Source organism: Pseudomonas oryzihabitans (assembly GCF_006384975.1).
GTDB lineage: Bacteria > Pseudomonadota > Gammaproteobacteria > Pseudomonadales > Pseudomonadaceae > Chryseomonas > Chryseomonas psychrotolerans_B.
In genome coordinates, this window is sequence record NZ_CP021645.1 from 3,007,448 (window position 1) to 3,026,466 (window position 19,019).

A 19,019-nucleotide genomic window follows, 5' to 3' on the forward strand; every position below is an offset into this window, starting at 1 on the left:
TGGCGGTTCGCCGCTGCGACCGCTCCTACGTAGGAGCGGCCCATGGCCGCGATGACCCAAACATTGCGCCCCACCGAGGCCCCCATGCTCCAGGTCAACGAACTCCATCAATACTACGGCGGTAGCCACATCCTGCGCGGCCTGTCCTTCGAGGCCCCCATCGGCGAAGTCACCAGCCTGCTCGGCCGCAACGGCGTCGGCAAGACCACCCTGCTGCGCTGCCTCATGGGCCTGATCCCGGCCAAGCGCGGCAGCGTCACCTGGGACGGCCAAGACATCACCAGCCGCAAGCCGCACCAGCGCGTGCAAGCCGGCATCGCCTATGTGCCCCAGGGCCGCGAGATCTTTCCGCGTCTCACCGTCGAGGAAAACCTGCTCATGGGCCTGGCGCGCTTTCCCGCCCGGGAAGCCCGCGAAGTGCCCGAGTTCATCTACGAACTCTTCCCAGTGCTCCAGCAGATGCGCCAGCGCCGCGGCGGCGATCTCTCCGGCGGTCAGCAACAGCAACTGGCCATCGGCCGCGCCCTGGCCACCCGCCCGCGCTTGCTGATCCTCGACGAACCCACCGAGGGCATTCAGCCCTCGGTGATCAAGGAGATCGGCACCGTCATCGCCCATCTGGCCAAACGGGGCGACATGGCCATCCTGCTGGTGGAACAGTTCTACGACTTCGCCAGCGAACTGGCCGACAACTACCTGGTGATGTCCCGCGGCGAGATCGTCCAGCGCGGCCGGGGCGTCGACATGGAGGCGGAAGGAGTACGCGGGCTGGTAGCCATTTGAGTCGAGGGCCGGGGCGATAATCGAACGCTTCCGGGTCCGCTTGGCGCGGGCCGATTGACGGAATTAACCAGCTGGTACATTTTTCTCTGCAACGCCGGGCGGTGCCTGCCCGGCAGAACAACAACAGAGAGAAAGTCACCATGCCCTCCCGTCGTATCCTGGTGCTCAATGGCCCCAACCTCAACCTGCTCGGCACCCGCGAACCCGCCACCTACGGCCACGAGACCCTGGCCGACGTCGCCCGCCTGTGCGAGCAGACCGCCCGCGAAGAGGGTTACGAGGTCGACTTCCGCCAGACCAACCACGAAGGCGAATTGCTCGACTGGATCCACCAGGCGCGCGGCGCCTACGCCGGGGTGGTGATCAACCCCGCCGCCTGGACCCACACCTCGGTGGCCCTGCGCGACGCCCTGGTGGCCAGCGAACTGCCGGTCTACGAGGTGCACCTGTCCAACGTGCATCGCCGCGAAGCCTTCCGGCATCATTCCTATGTCTCGGGCATCGCCGTCGGCGTCATCTGCGGCCTTGGCAGCCAGGGCTATCGCGCCGCCATCGCCGCGCTCATCGCACACCAGGGGAATTGAGTCCATGACCGCACCCAAATCCGTCCTCGCCGGCCTGATCGGCGCCGGCATCCAGGCCTCGCTGACACCCGCCATGCACGAGCGCGAAGGCGACGCCCAGGGCCTGAGATACCTCTACCGCCTGATCGACCTGGACGCTCTCGGCCTCAAGGCCGACGCCCTGCCCGAGCTGCTGCAGGCCGCCCAGCGCACCGGTTTCACCGGACTCAACATCACCTTTCCCTGCAAGCAGTCGATCATCCCGCTGCTCGACGACCTCTCCCCCGAGGCGCGCGGCATCGGCGCGGTGAACACCGTGGTGTTGGCCGACGGCCGCGCCATAGGCCACAACACTGACTGCCTGGGCTTCGCCGAAGGCTTCCGCCGCGGCCTGCCGGACGTGGCCAAGCGCCTGGTGGTCCAGCTGGGCGCCGGCGGCGCCGGTAGCGCCGTGGCCCATGCCCTGCTCGCCGAGGGCGTCGACCAGCTGTTCATCTTCGACGTCGAGGCCGAGCGTGCCCAGATCCTGGTGGACAACCTGACCCGCCACTTCGGCCCCGGCCGCGCCGCGGTCGGCACCGACCGGGCCGCGGCAGTCGCCGCCGCCGACGGCCTGGTCAACACCTCGCCAGTGGGCATGGCCAAGCTGCCCGGTCTGCCGCTGCCGGCCGAGCTGCTGCACCCCGGCCTGTGGGTCGCCGAGATCATCTACTTCCCGCTGGAAACCGAACTGCTGCGCCACGCCCGCGCCCTCGGCTGCCGCACCCTGGACGGCGGCACCATGGCCGTCTTCCAGGCGGTCAAGGCCTTCGAACTCTTCAGCGGCCGCACCGCCAACGCCGACCGGATGCAGGCCCACTTCGCCGAATTGCGCGGGTAGCGCGGTTGATCGCGGCCATGGGCCGCTCCTACAGGCTCCGATATGCCCCGTAGGAGCGGCCCATGGCCGCGATAATTTCCGCGCAACCATCTACAGCCACACCGCATCCCAAAACGAATAATCACCCGCCCGCTTCACCAGCCCCGCCCGCACCGGATTGGCGACGATGTAGCGGGCCACCGCCTGCACATCCTCTTCGGCTCGTAGCGCATGGTCATGATAGGCCGGCGCCCACACAGCCCCTTTGGTATTGCGGATCGCATTGACCCGACGCGCGCTTGCCGACTTCAGGCGCAGGACCAACTCTTCCAGGCTGAAACACTCACCCAGCGAAACCAGCCAGTGAACGTGATCCGGCATCAACACCCAGGCAAGCAGCCTGGCGTCACCAAGCAAACGAGGGTCGTTGAAGGCACGAGCCGCCGTGCACGCCAAATGGAAATCGGCGAACAGTGCCTGACGTTCCACGGTCGTGGCGGTAAGGAGATACAGCTGGCCAGGCAGAGAAACCCGGCCCCTGCGTAGCGCCGCATGACGTGATGACATCGCTCGTCCTTGAGTGATGAAGACAATTAAGAGCTATCGCGGCCATGGGCCGCTCCTACAGTAATGCTTGAGACTGTAGGAGCGGCCCATGGCCGCGATCAAAAGATCTTACCGCGGCATATTCGGCTGGCGCCGCGACTTCTTGCGCGGGCCACCCTTGGCGTAGCCGGTGGCCTGGCCTTCCTGGCCCTTGTCCCAGGCCTTGCTGCCGTCGCTGGCGCGGGGCGGCAGGCCGGTGTGCTGGGTGAGGATGCGCCCAGCCCCAGCGCCGGCCTTCTTGCTGCCCACCGGGGTGGAATTCTTGCGCCGCGCGCTCTGGTAGCCGGCGTCGCCCACCGGCTGGGTGGCCGGGATCAGCTGGTGCTTGCCCGGCCCGATCAGGTCGGCGCGGCCCATCTCCTTGAGCGCCTCGCGCAGCATCGGCCAGCCCTTGGGATCGTGGTAGCGCAGGAAGGCCTTGTGCAGGCGGCGCTGCTGGTCGCTCTTAACGATGGTCACGCCATCGCTCTTGTAGGTGACCTTGCGCAGCGGATTCTTGCCCGAGTGGTACATGGCCGTGGCGGTGGCCATCGGCGAGGGATAGAAGGCCTGCACCTGGTCCGCGCGGAAGCCGTTGCGCTTGAGCCAGAGGGCAAGGTTCATCATGTCCTCGTCCGTGGTGCCCGGGTGCGCGGCGATGAAGTAGGGGATCAGGTACTGCTCCTTGCCCGCCTCCTTGGTGTACTTCTCGAACATCTGCTTGAAGCGGTCATAGCTGCCGATGCCCGGCTTCATCATCTTGTCCAGCGGACCGCGCTCGGTGTGCTCGGGCGCGATCTTCAGGTAGCCGCCGACATGGTGGGTGACCAGTTCCTTGACGTATTCGGGCGACTCCACGGCCAGGTCGTATCTCAGCCCCGAGGCGATCAGGATCTTCTTCACCCCCGGCAGCGCCCGCGCCTTGCGGTACAGCTCGATCAGCGACGAGTGATCGGTGTTGAGGTTCTCGCAGATACCGGGGAACACGCACGACGGCTTGCGGCAGTGGCGCTCGATCTCCGGGTCCTTGCAGGCGATGCGGTACATGTTGGCGGTCGGCCCGCCCAGGTCCGAAACCACGCCGGTAAAGCCCGGCACCTTGTCGCGCATCTCCTCGATCTCGCGGATGATCGAGTCATGGGAGCGATTCTGGATGATCCGGCCTTCGTGCTCGGTGATCGAGCAGAAGGTGCAGCCACCGAAGCAGCCACGCATGATGTTCACCGAGAAACGGATCATCTCGTAGGCCGGGATCTTCTCCTTGCCATAGGCCGGGTGCGGCACCCGCGCATAGGGCATGCCGAACACGTAGTCCATTTCCTCGGTGGTCATGGGGATGGGCGGCGGATTGAACCAGACGTCGACCTCGCCATGCTTCTGCACCAGAGCGCGAGCGTTGCCCGGGTTGGTCTCCAGGTGCAGCACGCGGTTGGCGTGGGCATAGAGCACCGGGTCGTTGCGCACCTTCTCGAAGGACGGCAGGCGGATCACCGTTTTGTCGCGGGTCATGCGCGGGCTTTCCAGCAGTTGCACCACCTTGGCTTCGTTGGGGTCTTCGACCTCACCTTTCGCCTGCTCAATGGCGCAGGCCTCGGTGTCCTGGGTATTGACGTAGGGATTGATGATCTTGTCGACGCGGCCAGGACGGTCGATGCGGGTCGAGTCGACCTCGAACCAGCCCTCGGGGGTATCACGACGGATGAAGGCGGTGCCGCGCACATCGGTGATGGACTCGACCTGCTCGCCCCGCGACAGCCGCTGGGCGATCTCCACCACGGCGCGCTCGGCGTTGCCGTAGAGCAGGATGTCGGCGGTGGCGTCCATCAGGATCGAGCGCCGCACCTTGTCCTGCCAGTAGTCGTAGTGGGCGATCCGGCGCAGCGACGCCTCGATGCCGCCGAGCACCACCGGCACATGGCTATAGGCCTCCTTGCAGCGCTGGCTGTAGACCAGGCTGGCGCGATCCGGCCGCTTGCCGGCGACATTGCCCGGGGTATAGGCATCGTCCGAGCGGATCTTCTTGTCGGCGGTGTAGCGGTTGATCATCGAGTCCATGTTGCCCGCGGCCACGCCGAAGAACAGATTCGGCTCGCCGAGCTGCATGAAGTCGTCCTTCGACTGCCAGGCTGGCTGGGCGATGATGCCCACCCGGAAGCCCTGGGCTTCCAGCAAGCGGCCAATGATGGCCATGCCGAAGGATGGATGATCGACGTAGGCGTCCCCGGTGACGATGATGATGTCGCAGCTGTCCCAGCCGAGTTGGTCCATTTCCGCCCGACTCATGGGCAGGAACGGCGCCGGACCGAAGCACTCGGCCCAGTATTTCGGATAGTCGAACAGCGGCGTGGCGGCTTGCATGGCAGCTTCCGGGAAAGGGGTATTTTGGAGGGCGCGCAGAATAGCACAAAAAATGACCAATTCAGCCCCCGGACATCGATTGCCTTTGGCTATCGGCGGTGGCTCTGGCCCGCCCTCACCCCAACCCTCTCCCAGGGGGAGAGGAGGCAAAAGCACCCCGCGTACCTGCTCTTCCCCCTCTCCCTCAGGGAGAGGGCCGGGGTGAGGGAAAGCCCACGCCGCGGCCTGACTCGACAGGAGTGCTACCATAGCCCCCCGCTCCCTCCCCACCACCGAGACACCCCCGTCCATGTCCCAGCCCCAACCCGCCGCCGGCCAGTTGCAGCGCGGCCTGAAGAATCGTCACATCCAGTTGATCGCCCTCGGCGGGGCCATCGGCACCGGTCTGTTCCTCGGCTCGGCCGGGGTGCTCAAGTCGGCCGGCCCGGCGATGATCCTTGGCTACGCCATCGCCGGCTTCATCGCCTTCCTGATCATGCGCCAGCTCGGCGAGATGATCGTCGAGGAGCCGGTGGCCGGTTCCTTCAGTCACTTCGCCAGTCGCTACTGGGGGCGCTTCCCGGGCTTTCTCTCCGGCTGGAACTACTGGGTGCTCTATGTACTGGTGGGCATGTCGGAACTCACCGCGGTGGGCAAGTACGTGCAGTACTGGTGGCCCGAAGTACCGACCTGGGCCAGCGCCCTGGTGTTCTTCGTACTGGTCAACGCCATCAACCTGTTCAACGTGAAGGCCTTCGGCGAGACCGAATTCTGGTTCGCCCTGATCAAGGTGGTGGCCATCCTCGGCATGATGGCCTTCGGCCTCTGGCTGCTGATCAGCGGCGCCGGTGGCCCCGAGGCCTCAGTGAGCAACCTCTGGAGCCATGGCGGCTTCCTGCCCAACGGCTGGAGCGGCCTGTTCGCCGTGCTGGCGATCATCATGTTCTCCTTTGGCGGGCTGGAGCTGGTGGGCATCACCGCCGCCGAAGCCGACCAGCCGCGCACCGTCATCCCCAAGGCCATCAACCAGGTGGTCTGGCGCATCCTGATCTTCTATGTCGGCGCCCTGACCATCCTGCTCTCGCTGCACCCCTGGGACGAACTGGTGCGCAGCATCGGCGCCGGCGGTGACGACTACGCCGGCAGTCCCTTCGTGCAGACCTTCGCCCTGCTCGGTAGCGACACCGCCGCCAACCTGCTCAACTTCGTGGTCCTGACCGCGGCGCTGTCGGTCTACAACAGCGGCGTCTACTGCACCAGCCGCATGCTCTACGGCCTGGCCGAGCAGGGCGACGCCCCGCGCGCCCTGCTGCGCACGAACCGCAGCGGGGTGCCGCTGCTGGGTATCGCCGTGTCCTCGGCTGTGACCCTGCTCTGCGTGCTGGTCAACTACCTGCTGCCGCAGAATGCGCTGGAGCTGTTGATGTCGCTGGTGGTGGCCTCGCTGGTGATCGCCTGGGCGCTGATCAGCCTGACCCACCTGAAATTCCGCGCCGCCCAACGCCAGGCCGGCCGGACCTCGCACTTCCCGGCGTTCTGGTCGCCCTTCGCCAACTGGCTGTGCCTGGCCTTCGTCGGCATGATCCTGGTGCTGATGCTGCGCATCCCCGGCATCGCCGTGTCGGTCTATGCCATCCCGGTGTGGCTGGCCTTCCTGTTCCTCTGCTTCAAGCTGCGCCGAGGCTGATCGCACCTGGCTCTCTCGCAGGCCGATGTTGGCTTGACGCCTTTGATCGCGGCCCGATGCGGCCGCTCCTGTCAGGCAAACTATCGCGGCCACGGGCCGCTCCTACAAGGGTGTCTGTACCCGTAGGAGCGGCCCATGGCCGCGATAGCCCAACGGGCGTAGCCAAGCCTTGTTGGGCTTCGCTTCGCTCAGCCCAACCTACCCTACTCGAAGGGTATCCACGGCGGCCGCGGCTTCATGATGATGCAGCCGTCCTCGCCCACCGCCCAGATGTCATAGTAAAGATTGTCCACCAGCCGTACCCCGGCACCGGGGACGGCCACGCGCTGGGTGCAGCTGTCGCTGTCGGCATCGTCGATCACCCCCAGATCCTGCAGGCGCTCGGCGATCATGAAGTTGCCCGGCGACAGGCCGAGGATGAAGGGCAGCACCGGCAATTGTTCGAGCGTCCGGTGCGCCAGGGGCAGCCAGGTCGCCTCCAGCGGTCCGCCGGTCCAGAGAATGCGCTTGAACTGGCGCAAGCGGGGATCGCTGCTGAGATCGTGGCGCAGCTCCTGCACGAGTTCGCGCTCGAAGGTCTTTTGCGCGGACAGCACCTGGCCATAGGCATAGGCCAGCGACAGCATCCACAGCAGCGGCAGGATCACCAGCCACTCCAGACGCGGCACCAGCCGTTCCAGCAGGTCGTGGGCGAGCAGCAGGCCCAACATCAGCACCACGGCCATTCCCGTCAGGGTCCGCGCCTCGAGGATGAAATCGCGGAACAGCAGGGTGATGCCGGCCACGCAGAGCGCCAGCACCGGCAGGGTCGCGCCGTACAGCAGCAGCACTGGCTGCGCGCGACGACCATAGGCGCGCGCATAGGTCAGCGCACCCAGCCCGTAGCCCAGGGCGGCCAGAGCGCCAAAGATGATCCACAGCCAGGTATTGCCGGGCGTCAGCAGCAGCTCGACGCAGTGCAGGACCTCGCCCAGGCGCTGCCAGAGGATCGGCAGCAGGTCGGCGCCCAGCCCGGCATGACGATCGGTGGTCACCAATTGGTAGGCGGTCAGATAGTAGAACAGCGTGCCCAGCAGCAGCTGCACGACCTGGCGCAGCACCAGGCGCAAGAGCCGCTCCGGCGACACGCGCCGCTGCACCCCGCGGATCAGCTCCAGGCCACAGAGCGCAATGAAGACGTTGAGCGCCACCTGGTAGAAGGCGATGGCCGCCGCCAACAGGATCGCCGGAGCCAGCAGCGTCACCAGGGTATGGCGACTGCGGAACAGCACCGCATAGATCACCGCAACCAGGCTCAACGCCATGGCCGGGCCGTCGTACTGATAGGTCAGATTGCCCAGCCAGAACGGCGAGAACCATAGCGGCAGGATGGCCAGGCACTGGGTCGGGCGCGGTGCGCCGAAGTAGTGCCGCGCCAGGTCGGTCAAGGCCCAGGCCGCGGCGACACTGGCGATCAACAGCGGCAAGGGAAAGATGTTGAGGGTCGTACCGCTGAAGGTCAGCAGCCGATAGAACATCTCGGTGAGCACGCGCCCCTGCTGACGCCATTCCAGACCGTTCTGCAACTGGATGCGCCAGTTGTCGTCGACATAGGGAAAATCGGCGAGGATGAACGGCAAGACGAACAGCAGGATGGCAAGCAGAAAGAACAGGCGGGTCTGTAGCGGGGTCAACGTCCGATTCAAGGTTCCGCTCCCTGGCGGCGAACGAAGTACCTGCGGTATTCACCGGCAGGAGTTACAGGCTGACCGACCAGGCACCTGCCCGGCCGGTCGGGTTCGGCTCGAACGACTGACGAAGCCGCTCAGCGCAGCTGATGATGGCACCGAACGCAGGGCCCGGACCATCCCAGTCTCGCCCCTCGTCTGGAACAGACTCTACCAGGTCGCTTTTTGCCCCTGGCCTGGGAGGTCCAGCGCCGGGAGCCGCTCTAGCAAGAGCCTTGCATCATCGCAGAGCCAGCCGGCAAATGCGCTCGCACAGTTCTTCGAAATCAATGCCGACCGCCGCCGCCGATTGCGGTAGCAGACTGGTGGCGGTCATTCCCGGCAGGGTATTAACCTCCAGGCACCAGAGGCGTCCCTCGGCATCCAGGCGGAAATCGGCGCGGCTGTAGCCGTTGAGCTTGAGCGCCTGGTGCGCAGCCAGGGCCAGCCGGCGCGCCTCGGCAGCGATCTCGGCCGACACCTCGGCCGGGAAAACCTCCACCGCGCCCTGGGGCTGGTACTTGCTGGTGTAATCGAACACGCCGCTCTGGCCGAGGACGATCTCGCCCACCGCCAGTGCCTGGTCGCCCAGGACCCCCACGGTCAGCTCGCGACCGGCGACGAAGCGCTCGATCATCACCTCTCGGTCGTAACGCAGCGCCAAGTCGATGGCCGGCTGCAGATCCTCGGCGCGGCTGACCTTGCTCAGACCCACGGTGGAGCCCTGCTGGCTGGGCTTGACGATCACCGGAAAGCCCAGGGTCTCGGCCACGATGGCGGCATCCACCGGCGCCATCAGCCAGTCGGCGGTGGGCACCCCGGCGGCGCGGAACAGCCGCTTACTGAGGTCCTTGTCCATGGCCACGGCGCTGCCTATCCGGCCACTACCGGTATAGCGCAGCTCGGCCAGATCGAGCAGGGTCTGCAGGGTACCGTTCTCACCGGTACCGCCATGCAGCGCGAGGAACAGCAGATCCTGATCGCCCAGCTCGGCACGGCTGAGCACGGCGCCGGCGTCCTGGCCGCGCATCCGCACCAGGGCGGTCCGCTCCGGCGGCTCGAGGCCGACCCGGGCCTCCAGCAGCGCCCGCTCGGCGTCCTCGTCCAGCAAACCCAGGGCGGTGTCCACGGTCACCACCTGGTGCCCGCGCCGACGCAAGGCCGCCACCACCTGGGCGCCGCTGGCGATGGAGACATCGCGTTCCTCGCTGGTGCCGCCGAGCAGGACGGCGATCTTCAGCTTGTCCTTGACCATCATTCGTCCTCGAAAACGTAGCTGCCGGGTGCGAGATTCTCGAACCGGGTGTATTTGCCGATGAAGGCCAGCCGCGTGGTGCCGATCGGGCCGTTACGCTGCTTGCCGATGATGATTTCCGCCACGCCCTTGTACTCGGTCTCCGGGTGGTACACCTCGTCCCGGTAGACGAACATGATGACGTCGGCGTCCTGCTCGATGGCGCCCGATTCACGCAGGTCGGAGTTCACCGGACGCTTGTTCGGCCGCTGCTCCAGGGAGCGGTTGAGCTGGGACAGCGCCACCACCGGGCAGTTGAATTCCTTGGCCAGGCCCTTGAGCGAGCGCGAGATCTCGGAGATCTCGTTGGTGCGGTTCTCACCGCCGCTGCCGCCGATCTGCATCAGCTGCAGGTAGTCCACCATGATCAGTGCCAGGTCGCCGTGCTCGCGCACCAGACGCCGGGTCCGGGCGCGCATTTCCGAGGGGCTGATGCCAGCGGTATCGTCGATGAACAATTTGCGGTCGTTGAGCAGGTTGACCGCCGAGGTCAGCCGCGGCCAGTCGTCATCGTCCAGCTTGCCGGAACGCACCTTGGTCTGGTCAATACGGCCGAGGGACGACAGCATCCGCAGCACGATGGAGTCGGCGGGCATCTCCAGGGAGAACACCAGCACCGCCTTGTCGGTCCGCAGCACCGCGTTCTCCACCAGGTTCATGGCGAAGGTGGTCTTGCCCATGGACGGGCGGCCGGCGACGATGATCAAGTCGGCCGGTTGCAGGCCGCTGGTCTTCTCGTCCAGGTCGGCGAAGCCCGTGGAGACCCCGGTGATGGCGTCGCTGGAGTTGAACAGGGTATCGATGCGGTCTATGGCCTTGGTCAGGATGTCGTTCACCCCCACCGGGCCGCCGGATTTGGGTCGTGCTTCAGCGATCTCGAAGATCTTGCGCTCGGCTTCGTCGAGCAGCTCGTTGGCGCCGCGCCCTTCCGGGTTGTAGGCACTGTCGGCGATGTCGGCGCTGATGCCGATCAGCTGCCGCAAGGTGGCACGCTCGCGCACGATCTGCGCATAGGCCTTGATGTTGGCCACCGACGGCGTGTTCCTGGCCAGCTCGGCCAGATAGGCCAGGCCACCCACCTGGGGCAGTTGGCCTTCGTTGTCCAACTGCTCGGACAGGGTCACCACGTCGAACGGCTGGTTGCGCTCGGCCAGACGGGCCACGGCGCGGAAGATGAGTCTATGGTCGTGCCGATAGAAGTCGCCATCGGACACCTGATCGAGCACGCGCTCCCAGGCATTGTTGTCCAGCATCAGACCACCCAGCACGGCCTGTTCGGCCTCGATGGAATGCGGCGGCACCTTGAGGGCAGCGGTCTGCAGATCGTACTGCTCGGGCAGGGAAATCTCGTTCATGCGCAGGTCTTGGGCCCCCATTGCGGGCGGCGAAATGATTTTCGAACGGCAGAAAAGACAAAGGGCACGTCACTGCCTTCGCAATGACGTGCCCGATTGTCGGCAGACAAACGCTGGGGCGCAAGTCCGCCAGTCAGGCGACGGCGCGCTTATTCAGCGACGACGACGACCTTGACGGTAGCTTCGACGTCGGTGTGCAGGTGCACTTCGATGTCGTATTCGCCGGTGTTACGCAGCGCGCCGTTGGGCAGGCGAACTTCGCTCTTGTCCAGCTCGACGCCAGCGGCGCTGACGGCTTCGGCGATGTCGCGGGTGCCGATGGAACCGAACAGCTTGCCTTCGTCGCCAGAGTTGGCAGCGATGGTAACGGTCAGTTCAGCCAGCTTGGCGGCACGGGCGTCGGCCTGAGCCTTCTTCTCGGCAGCCTGCTTCTCGAGCTCGGCGCGACGAGCTTCGAAAGCCTCGACGTTGGCAGCGGTAGCTGCGGTGGCCTTGCCCTGCGGCAGCAGGAAGTTACGGGCGTAGCCGCCCTTGACGTTCACTTTGTCGCCCAGGTTGCCCAGGTTGGCGATCTTTTCCAGCAGGATGACATCCATTGAGTCTTTCCTCTTAACTTTTAACCTTCACCGTCCGTCGGGCCCTGCGGCTCTTGCGCAGACCGCCCACGGAAATCGAACACGCTATCGATCACAGCCAGAATCACCAACAACGGATAGATCAACTGCCCGAACAGCAACAGCGTCACGTACAGCCCCACCAACCAGAATCCCGCCAGGCGCTTGACCGCCACCAGCCCATGCAACAGGGCGATGCCGGCAAAGGCCAGCGGCACGCTGCACAGCGGGGTCAGCAGGCCAAGCCCACTGCCCAGGTTCGGCGCCAGCACCAGCAGGGCCAGCAGGCCGAGCGCGATGGCCGGACGCAAACGCAGGACCCGGAACTCGCGACCGAACCCCTGAGGGTTGTACAGCGCCGCCTGCCAGTAGCGCCCTAGCATCAGGCACAGCAGGCAGGTGATCTGGAAGAACGCCGCCATCAGGCCGGTCAGCACGGGCAGCAGCAACTGCTGCAACTGCGCCTGCTTTTCCGGCGGCAACTGCGCCATGTTCGGGCCCAGTACCTGGGGCAACATCTGGCGGATGGTATCTGCCAGTTCGTTGATACCCTCGGCGTAGACCTGTCCCAGCACCAGGGCGAAGACCAGCCCCAGGGGGACGCTGGCCAACAACACCCGCGTCCAGGACAGACTCTGGCGCAATATGGCCGCCAGCAGCGTCGAACCCAGGACCACCAACAGGATGCTGGCATCGCCCCAGTACAACCAGAACAATGCTGGCAGCAGGGCCCAGACCAGCACTCCGGCCGCCGCGGCAGGTCCCCGGCGCAACAGCACCAGGCTGCCACCGGCAGCGGTCATCCAGTACAGCAGCGGCACGACCGCGCCCAATACCACCACCAGGGTGGCCTGGGTACGCCCGCGCATGATGAACTCAGCCAGAGGCCGCATGCCGTGTTTATCCGTTATCCGTGCTCAGGCGTCGATCAACGACCGTGGCTGTCGGTGTAGGGCAGCAGGGCCAGGTAACGGGCACGCTTGATGGCGGCGCCCAGCTGACGCTGGTACTTGGCCTTGGTGCCAGTGATACGGCTCGGGACGATCTTGCCGGTTTCGGAGATGTAGGCCTTCAGGGTGTTGAGATCCTTGTAGTCGATCTCTTTCACGCCTTCGGCGGTGAAACGGCAGAACTTACGACGACGGAAGAAACGTGCCATGACAATGATTCCTCGCTAGATCCAGATTACTCGGCGCTGTCGACGTCGTCGGAGCTACCATCGGCAGACTCGGACTCGGCAGGACGCTCGCGACGCTCGCGACGCTCGTTGCGGTTTTCTTCGGCCTTGAGCATCTCGGACTGACCGGTGACGGCCTCGTCACGGCGCAGGATCATGTTACGGATCACGGCGTCGTTGTAGCGGAAGTTGTCTTCCAGCTCGGCCAGGGCCTTGGCGCTGCACTCGATGTTCATGAGTACGTAGTGAGCCTTGTGAACGTTGTCGATGGCGTAAGCCAGCTGACGACGGCCCCAGTCTTCCAGGCGATGGACTTTGCCACCGTCTTCTTCGATAGCCTTGGTGTAGCGCTCGACCATGCCGCCCACCTGTTCGCTCTGGTCCGGATGAACCAGGAACACGACTTCGTAATGACGCATTTAATGCTCCTTACGGGTTGCAGCCTGCCGCGGAAACGCGGTCAGGCAAGGAGTGAATAGTTCGGATGACTTGCCCCGCGGAGTACGGACGTACTCCAGGCAAGGGGCAGCATTCTAGAGAAGGGCGCCCGAGGGCGCAACCGCACAGCTGGCCGGCGCGACCGCCGGCCAGCTCTGACGCCTCAGCGTTGCACGTCGGCCAGGGCCTGGCGGATCTTGTTCAGGTCGTAGGGCTTGATCAGCACCCCGACCCGCTCTTCCATACCCGGCTCGGGCTCGAAGGCGTAACCGGAGGCGACGACGATGCGCAGCGCCGGATCCATCGCCAATGCACGCCGCGTCAACTCGATACCGGACATGCCACCCAGGCCGATATCGGTGAACAGCACATCGTGCTCACGTTGCGGCAGCAGCTCCAAGGCGGCCTCCGCGGAGGCGACGGCCGTGACCTGATGATCCAGCTCTTCGATGACTTCCGTGGTCAGCATGCGCAGCGTGGCGTCGTCCTCGACGAGCAACACTCGCAAGCCTACCGGCTCTTGGATCTCCTGACTCACGCGGGCATCCTCTCGTTAGCAGCGCTCGCTCCGGGATTCCGAGCGGCGAGCCTGACATTCTGCGGACCGAAGCGCGATTCGTATAGTGCGATACGCACCAAAGCAGCGCCTAGGCGTTTCATCATGTTCACGTTCAGGGCGCGGAGCCTCGTCTTTGCCGTACCGCCTCGAACAGGCAGATACCCGTCGCCACCGATACGTTGAGACTGCTAACGCTGCCCGCCATGGGCAACCGCGCCAGATGGTCGCAGTGCTCGCGGGTGAGGCGGCGCATGCCCTTGCCTTCGGCCCCCATGACCACTACCGTCGGCCCACTCATGTCGACATCGTAGATGTCCTGCGTCGCCTCGCCGGCGGTGCCGACGATCCAGAGGCCGCGCTTCTGCAGCTTTTCCAGGGTACGCGCCAGGTTGGTGACCGCCACCAGGGGCAGCACCTCGGCGGCCCCGCAGGCTACCTTGCGCACCACCGCGGTCAGGGTGGCGGACTTGTCCTTGGGCACGATCACCGCCAGGGCTCCCGCTGCATCGGCGCTACGCAGGCAGGCGCCGAGGTTGTGCGGATCGGTCACGCCATCCAGCACCAGCAGCAGCGGCGGCCCCTCGGCCCGGTCGAGCAATTCCTCGAGCATGGCCTCGCCCCATACCTGGCTGGGACTGACCTGGGCCACCACGCCCTGATGCACGCCCTCGGCGAGCTCGTCGAGCAGGGCACGGGGCTTGGTCTCCACCGCCAGCCGCTGGCCAGCGGCCAACTCCAACAACGCCTGGACACGCGGCTCCTGCCGCCCCTCGGCGATCCAGAGCTGCTTCACGCGCCGCGGATGGAAGCGCAACAGCGCCTCCACGGCATGGATACCGTAGACGGTTTCCAGCTGACTCATGCGTCACCCTTGGGGCGCGACTGGCCCTTGCGATGGGGCTTTTTCGCCTTGGCTGCCGGCTTGGCCTGGCCTTCGACCTTGGGCTTGCCTGCCGATTTTTTCTTGGCGGCAGCGGCCTTGGCCTTCTTGACCTTGGCTTCCACCGCGGCAGCGCCTTCGGCAGCCGCACCCTGGGCCTGACGCGCCGCTGGAGCGGTACGGGCCTTGGCCGTGGCACTGGCCTTGCTCTTGCCGACCTTGCCCTGGGCGCTGCTGGTCTTGCCTTGACTGCTGGTCTTGTCCTGGCTGCCGGCCTTGCTCTGGCCGCCGGACTTGCCCTTGGCCTTGGGCTTGGCGCCTTCCACCTTGGCTTCCGCCAGCAGGGCCTGCTTCACCGCGCGGCTGCGCTTGACGTCGGTATTGCCCAGCAGCTTGTCAGCCTGCTCCAGCAGTTCCGGCGACACCGAGGTAGCCGGTGCTTCCGGCGTCGGGGCGACGGCTTGGTCTTCCGCGGGCGCTTCGCGACGGCGACCGCGACTGTCACGCTTGCGGCGCGGCTCGCGCTCTTCGCGCACCCGCGGCGCGCCGGCACTGGCCGGCAGGACGAAATCGATCTTGCGCTCGTCCAGGTCGACCCGCGCCACCACCACCTCGAGGGGATCGCCCAGGCGATAGCTGCGCCCGCTGCGCTCGCCGGAGAGGCGATGGTGGACGCTGTCGAAGTGGTAGTAGTCGTCCGGCAGCGCGGTGACGTGCACCAGGCCCTCGACGAAGACCTCGGACAACTCGACGAACAGGCCGAAACCGGTCACCGCAGTGATGACGCCGGCATAGGTCTCGCCGACGCGATCCTTCATGAATTCGCACTTGAGCCAGTTGGAGACATCCCGCGTGGCTTCGTCGGCGCGGCGCTCGGTCATGGAGCACTGCTCGCCAAGTTGATCCAGACGCAGTTCGTCGTAGGGATAGATCCGCGCCTTGGGCATGCTCGCCGCACCGGCGCGCTTGACGTGCTTGGTCTCCAGCTTGGAGCGGATCACGCTGCGAATGGCGCGATGGATCAACAGGTCCGGATAACGGCGGATCGGCGAGGTGAAGTGGGTATAGGCCTCGTAGTTGAGACCGAAGTGCCCGTTGTTGTCCGGGCTGTAGACCGCCTGGCTCAGGGATCTGAGCATCACCGTCTGGATCAGCCGGAAGTCCGGACGCTCACGGATCTGCTGCAGCAGCGCCTGGTAGTCGGATGGCACCGGATTGGCCTTGCCCTTGGTCAGCGACAGGCCCATCTCACCGAGGAACTGGCGCAGGTTGGTCTGCTTTTCCAGGGGCGGCGCGTCGTGTACCCGATACAGGGCGGGAACCTTGTGCTTCTCGAGGAACTTGGCGGTGGCCACATTGGCGCACAGCATGCACTCCTCGATCAGCTTGTGGGCATCGTTGCGCTGGGTCGGGCGGATCTCGGAGATCTTGCGGTCGGCGCCGAAGACGATGCGCGTTTCCTGGGTCTCGAAATCGATGGCGCCGCGCACATGGCGGGCAGCCAGCAACACCTTGTACAGCGCATAGAGCTGCTCGAGATGCGGCACCACGTCGCCCAGCTGCTTGCGCAACTGCTTGCCTTCGGCCGACTTGGGCTGCTCCAGCACCGCCGAGACCTTGTTGTAAGTCAACCGCGCATGGGAGTGGATGACCGCCTCGTAGAACTGGTAGCCGGTCATGCGGCCGGAAGCGGCGATGGTCATCTCGCAGACCATGGCCAGACGATCCACCTGGGGATTGAGCGAGCAGAGGCCGTTGGAGAGCGCCTCCGGCAGCATGGGAATCACCCGCGCGGGGAAATACACCGAGTTGCCACGTTTTTCCGCCTCGGCGTCCAGCGCCGAGCCGACCTTGACGTAGTGCGAGACGTCGGCAATGGCGACATACAGCCGCCAGCCGCCAGACTTCTTGGCCTCGGCATAGACGGCGTCGTCGAAGTCACGGGCGTCCTCGCCATCGATGGTGACGAAGGGCAACTGGCGCAGATCGATGCGCTTCTGCTTGTCCTTCTCCTCCACCTCGGGCTTGAGCTTGGCGGCTTCCTTCTCGACGGCCTTGGGCCACTCGTTGGGGATGTCGTAGCTGCGCAGGGCGACTTCGATCTCCATGCCCGGCGCCATGTAGTCGCCGAGGATCTCGACCACTTCACCCTGGGCCTGGCGGAAGGTGGTAGGCCATTCGTCGATGCGCACCTGCACGAACTGGCCATGGGCGGCACCGCCGTGCTTGCCTTCGGGCACCAGCACCTGCTGACCGATCTTGGGATTGTCCGGCACCACGTAGGCCAGCCCGCTCTCCTGGAAGAAGCGCCCGACCAGGGATTCGTGGGCACGGCTGACCACCTCGACCAGTCCACCTTCACGGCGACCGCGGCGGTCATGGCCGGCCACCCGCGCGAGGGCGATGTCGCCGTCGAACACCAGGCGCATCTGTGCCGGGCTGAGGAAGAGGTCGTCGCTGCCGTCGTCGGGGATCAGGAAACCGAAGCCGTCACGATGGCCGGCGATGCGGCCACGCACCAGATCCAGCTTGTCGATGGGGGCATAGGCACCGCGGCGGGTGTAGATGACCTGGCCATCACGCTCCATGGCGCGCATGCGGCGGCGCAGGGCTTCGAGCTGGTCTTCGGTAGTGAGGCCGAATTCCTCGGCGAGCTGCGGCCGCGTGGCCGGAGCGCCGCGGTCGGCGAGGTGAGCCAGAATGAGTTCGCGGCTCGGAATGGGGTTGTCGTACTTTTCCGCTTCCCGGGCGGCCTCGGGATCGAGGGATTGCCAATCGGCCATCAGTCTGGGGTTACCTTCTATGTCTAGGTTCGGTAGGAGCAGCCATGGAGCCTATTGAAACGTGAAAACAGCGCAATAGTTAGCCTGGCATGCTCAATAAAATATTTTTCGCAGCAGGGGTTTACAAGCAAACGACCCCTGAGTAAAGTGCCGCCCCACGACGCCGTGAGCAGTTGCGACGTCGGAGACGATGAGCGATCATCGCATTGAGTGCCCAGGTGGCGGAATTGGTAGACGCACTAGGTTCAGGTCCTAGCGGTGGCAACACCGTGGAAGTTCGAGTCTTCTCCTGGGCACCACTCATTATAGTCGATCGATTTGCAGATCGGTCGACGAAAAGCCGGCGATAGCCGGTTTTTTAATCCCAAGACCCGCAAGGGCACTGGGAAGCGATCAGAAGTCGCACTGCAGGCCCAGGTGGCGGAATTGGTAGACGCACTAGGTTCAGGTCCTAGCGGTGGCAACACCGTGGAAGTTCGAGTCTTCTCCTGGGCACCAATACCAAGCGTACGATCCCTGATCGGACGCACAGAAAAAACCGGCTTCGGCCGGTTTTTTCTTGCCTGCGAAAAAGCGCAGCCCGCCGCTACGCCTTGAACTGCCCCAGACTACTGCGCAATTGCGCCGCCAATTCCGCCAGGGTACGCCCGCCCCTGGCGGTAGCCGCCATGGATTCGGCCGCCTTCAGCGCCTCGCCATGAATGATCTCGACCCGCTGGCGCACCGCGGCGGCGCCTTCGGCCTGGCGTTGCGCCGCCTGGGCAGCCGTGCTCATGCTGGCATGCACCTGATCCACCGCGCGATGGACATCCTGCTGGATGCGATTACTGTCACGCAACACGGCCAGGCCACTACCCGCCTGCTGCCGGGCCTCGCCGATGGCTGCCACGGCTTCGCGTGCACCCTCTTGCAGGCCGGCGATGTGGGCACGAATGCTGCCGGTCGACTCCTGGGTCTTGCTAGCCAGGGCGCGGACCTCGTCGGCGACCACCGCGAAACCTCGACCACTCTCGCCGGCTCGCGCGGCCTCGATGGCGGCGTTGAGCGCCAGCAGGTTGGTCTGCTCGGCGATGCCGCGGATCACGTCCAGCACCACCTCGATCTGCTCGCTCTGCCCCGCCAGCCGCTCGATCACCTGGGCACCCGACTCGACCTGGGTCACCAGGCCCTCGATGCCCTGAGCCACCTGGTTGGCGATCCGGGCGCTGCTCTGGGTGGAGCTGCGAATGGCTTCTACCTGCTGCAGAGCGCCCTGCATGGCAGCGCTTTCGCCTTGCGCCTCTTCGGCGATGCCGGACAGGGCTTCCAGACTGCGCGACACCTCCTCACGCTGCCGCTGAGCAGCCGCCTCGGCCGCGGCACTGCTCCCCGCCAGACCACGAATCTCCTCACCGGTGCG

General features: G+C 65.5%; 17 protein-coding genes and 2 tRNA genes. 6 read left to right on the forward strand and 13 right to left on the reverse strand.

The genetic code is table 11. The features are described from left to right. Positions 1-84: 84 nt before the first annotated feature. From urtE to CCZ28_RS13400, 3 genes are all read left to right on the forward strand, one after another. Entirely contained in the window at positions 85-783 is a 699-nt protein-coding gene (gene urtE, locus CCZ28_RS13390) for an urea ABC transporter ATP-binding subunit UrtE (protein ID WP_074528715.1), read from the forward strand. 140 nt (positions 784-923) lie between these two features. Continuing rightward, positions 924-1,367: a type II 3-dehydroquinate dehydratase gene (gene aroQ / locus CCZ28_RS13395; protein ID WP_140218773.1), complete on the forward strand. Its 444-nt coding sequence runs from the start codon at positions 924-926 to the stop codon at positions 1,365-1,367. 4 nt (positions 1,368-1,371) lie between these two features. Then, positions 1,372-2,226, forward strand: a complete 855-nt coding sequence (locus CCZ28_RS13400) for a shikimate dehydrogenase (protein WP_140218775.1) — start codon at positions 1,372-1,374, stop codon at positions 2,224-2,226. 90 nt (positions 2,227-2,316) lie between these two features. Here CCZ28_RS13400 and CCZ28_RS13405 read toward each other — a convergent pair whose 3' ends face one another. Both CCZ28_RS13405 and CCZ28_RS13410 read right to left on the reverse strand, forming a co-directional pair. Further along, positions 2,317-2,772: an REP-associated tyrosine transposase gene (locus CCZ28_RS13405; RefSeq protein ID WP_140218777.1), complete on the reverse strand. Its 456-nt coding sequence runs from the start codon at positions 2,770-2,772 to the stop codon at positions 2,317-2,319. A 108-nt stretch (positions 2,773-2,880) separates the two neighbouring features. Beyond that, entirely contained in the window at positions 2,881-5,148 is a 2,268-nt protein-coding gene (locus CCZ28_RS13410; protein ID WP_140218779.1) for a YgiQ family radical SAM protein, read from the reverse strand. 289 nt (positions 5,149-5,437) lie between these two features. Between CCZ28_RS13410 and CCZ28_RS13415 the strand changes: the two genes are divergently transcribed. Beyond that, complete coding sequence (locus CCZ28_RS13415; RefSeq protein WP_140218781.1) at positions 5,438-6,814, forward strand: amino acid permease; 1,377 nt, start codon at positions 5,438-5,440, stop codon at positions 6,812-6,814. Positions 6,815-7,017: 203 nt separating this feature from the next. Here CCZ28_RS13415 and CCZ28_RS13420 read toward each other — a convergent pair whose 3' ends face one another. The 10 genes from CCZ28_RS13420 to rnr form a co-directional block, all read right to left on the reverse strand. Further along, on the reverse strand, positions 7,018-8,499 hold the full coding sequence (locus CCZ28_RS13420) for a glucosyltransferase domain-containing protein (protein WP_140218783.1): 1,482 nt from the start codon (positions 8,497-8,499) through the stop codon (positions 7,018-7,020). Between the two features lie 262 nt (positions 8,500-8,761). Further along, positions 8,762-9,775, reverse strand: a complete 1,014-nt coding sequence (locus CCZ28_RS13425; RefSeq protein WP_140221350.1) for a D-alanine--D-alanine ligase — start codon at positions 9,773-9,775, stop codon at positions 8,762-8,764. Next, complete coding sequence (gene dnaB, locus CCZ28_RS13430) at positions 9,775-11,169, reverse strand: replicative DNA helicase (RefSeq protein ID WP_058768707.1); 1,395 nt, start codon at positions 11,167-11,169, stop codon at positions 9,775-9,777. Before dnaB ends, CCZ28_RS13425 begins: the two co-directional genes overlap by 1 nt. 149 nt (positions 11,170-11,318) lie before the next feature. Continuing rightward, the gene (rplI, locus tag CCZ28_RS13435; protein WP_140218785.1) at positions 11,319-11,765 is read right to left on the reverse strand and encodes a 50S ribosomal protein L9; all 447 of its coding nucleotides are present in this window, start codon (positions 11,763-11,765) and stop codon (positions 11,319-11,321) included. 20 nt (positions 11,766-11,785) lie between these two features. Then, positions 11,786-12,676, reverse strand: coding sequence for a hypothetical protein (locus tag CCZ28_RS13440; RefSeq protein WP_140218787.1), 891 nt, complete (start codon positions 12,674-12,676; stop codon positions 11,786-11,788). Positions 12,677-12,711: 35 nt separating this feature from the next. Beyond that, positions 12,712-12,942: a 30S ribosomal protein S18 gene (gene rpsR, locus CCZ28_RS13445; protein ID WP_058765609.1), complete on the reverse strand. Its 231-nt coding sequence runs from the start codon at positions 12,940-12,942 to the stop codon at positions 12,712-12,714. Between the two features lie 26 nt (positions 12,943-12,968). Beyond that, the gene (gene rpsF, locus CCZ28_RS13450) at positions 12,969-13,379 is read right to left on the reverse strand and encodes a 30S ribosomal protein S6 (RefSeq protein WP_140218789.1); all 411 of its coding nucleotides are present in this window, start codon (positions 13,377-13,379) and stop codon (positions 12,969-12,971) included. A gap of 182 nt (positions 13,380-13,561) precedes the next feature. Further along, positions 13,562-13,936 carry a response regulator gene (locus CCZ28_RS13455; RefSeq protein WP_140218791.1) on the reverse strand — a complete coding sequence of 125 codons (375 nt, stop codon included), beginning with the start codon at positions 13,934-13,936 and terminating at the stop codon, positions 13,562-13,564. A gap of 133 nt (positions 13,937-14,069) precedes the next feature. Then, on the reverse strand, positions 14,070-14,819 hold the full coding sequence (gene rlmB / locus CCZ28_RS13460) for a 23S rRNA (guanosine(2251)-2'-O)-methyltransferase RlmB (RefSeq protein WP_058779685.1): 750 nt from the start codon (positions 14,817-14,819) through the stop codon (positions 14,070-14,072). After that, positions 14,816-17,620 carry a ribonuclease R gene (gene rnr / locus CCZ28_RS13465; RefSeq protein ID WP_140218793.1) on the reverse strand — a complete coding sequence of 935 codons (2,805 nt, stop codon included), beginning with the start codon at positions 17,618-17,620 and terminating at the stop codon, positions 14,816-14,818. Before rnr ends, rlmB begins: the two co-directional genes overlap by 4 nt. 212 nt (positions 17,621-17,832) lie before the next feature. On the opposite strand from rnr, the gene CCZ28_RS13470 reads away from it, so the two are divergent. Next, a tRNA-Leu gene (locus tag CCZ28_RS13470) sits at positions 17,833-17,919 on the forward strand. 112 nt (positions 17,920-18,031) lie between these two features. Beyond that, a tRNA-Leu gene (locus CCZ28_RS13475) sits at positions 18,032-18,118 on the forward strand. A gap of 88 nt (positions 18,119-18,206) precedes the next feature. Here the strand turns inward: CCZ28_RS13475 and CCZ28_RS25120 are convergent. Then, positions 18,207-18,878 (reverse strand): methyl-accepting chemotaxis protein, encoded by a 672-nt coding sequence (locus CCZ28_RS25120; RefSeq protein ID WP_437179223.1) that lies wholly within the window; start codon positions 18,876-18,878, stop codon positions 18,207-18,209. Between the last annotated feature and the right edge of the window lie 141 nt (positions 18,879-19,019).

Excerpts from the sequence above, each read along its gene's own strand:
- urtE (WP_074528715.1), top strand. The coding sequence starts at position 85 with ATGCTCCAGGTCAACGAACTCCATCAATACTACGGCGGTAGCCACATC.
- aroQ (WP_140218773.1), top strand. The coding sequence starts at position 924 with ATGCCCTCCCGTCGTATCCTGGTGCTCAATGGCCCCAACCTCAACCTG.
- CCZ28_RS13400 (WP_140218775.1), top strand. The coding sequence starts at position 1,372 with ATGACCGCACCCAAATCCGTCCTCGCCGGCCTGATCGGCGCCGGCATC.
- CCZ28_RS13405 (WP_140218777.1), bottom strand. The coding sequence starts at position 2,772 with ATGTCATCACGTCATGCGGCGCTACGCAGGGGCCGGGTTTCTCTGCCT.
- CCZ28_RS13410 (WP_140218779.1), bottom strand. The coding sequence starts at position 5,148 with ATGCAAGCCGCCACGCCGCTGTTCGACTATCCGAAATACTGGGCCGAG.
- CCZ28_RS13415 (WP_140218781.1), top strand. The coding sequence starts at position 5,438 with ATGTCCCAGCCCCAACCCGCCGCCGGCCAGTTGCAGCGCGGCCTGAAG.
- CCZ28_RS13425 (WP_140221350.1), bottom strand. The coding sequence starts at position 9,775 with ATGGTCAAGGACAAGCTGAAGATCGCCGTCCTGCTCGGCGGCACCAGC.
- dnaB (WP_058768707.1), bottom strand. The coding sequence starts at position 11,169 with ATGAACGAGATTTCCCTGCCCGAGCAGTACGATCTGCAGACCGCTGCC.
- rplI (WP_140218785.1), bottom strand. The coding sequence starts at position 11,765 with ATGGATGTCATCCTGCTGGAAAAGATCGCCAACCTGGGCAACCTGGGC.
- CCZ28_RS13440 (WP_140218787.1), bottom strand. The coding sequence starts at position 12,676 with ATGCGGCCTCTGGCTGAGTTCATCATGCGCGGGCGTACCCAGGCCACC.
- rpsR (WP_058765609.1), bottom strand. The coding sequence starts at position 12,942 with ATGGCACGTTTCTTCCGTCGTCGTAAGTTCTGCCGTTTCACCGCCGAA.
- rpsF (WP_140218789.1), bottom strand. The coding sequence starts at position 13,379 with ATGCGTCATTACGAAGTCGTGTTCCTGGTTCATCCGGACCAGAGCGAA.
- rlmB (WP_058779685.1), bottom strand. The coding sequence starts at position 14,819 with ATGAGTCAGCTGGAAACCGTCTACGGTATCCATGCCGTGGAGGCGCTG.
- rnr (WP_140218793.1), bottom strand. The coding sequence starts at position 17,620 with ATGGCCGATTGGCAATCCCTCGATCCCGAGGCCGCCCGGGAAGCGGAA.
- CCZ28_RS25120 (WP_437179223.1), bottom strand. The coding sequence starts at position 18,878 with ATGCAGGGCGCTCTGCAGCAGGTAGAAGCCATTCGCAGCTCCACCCAG.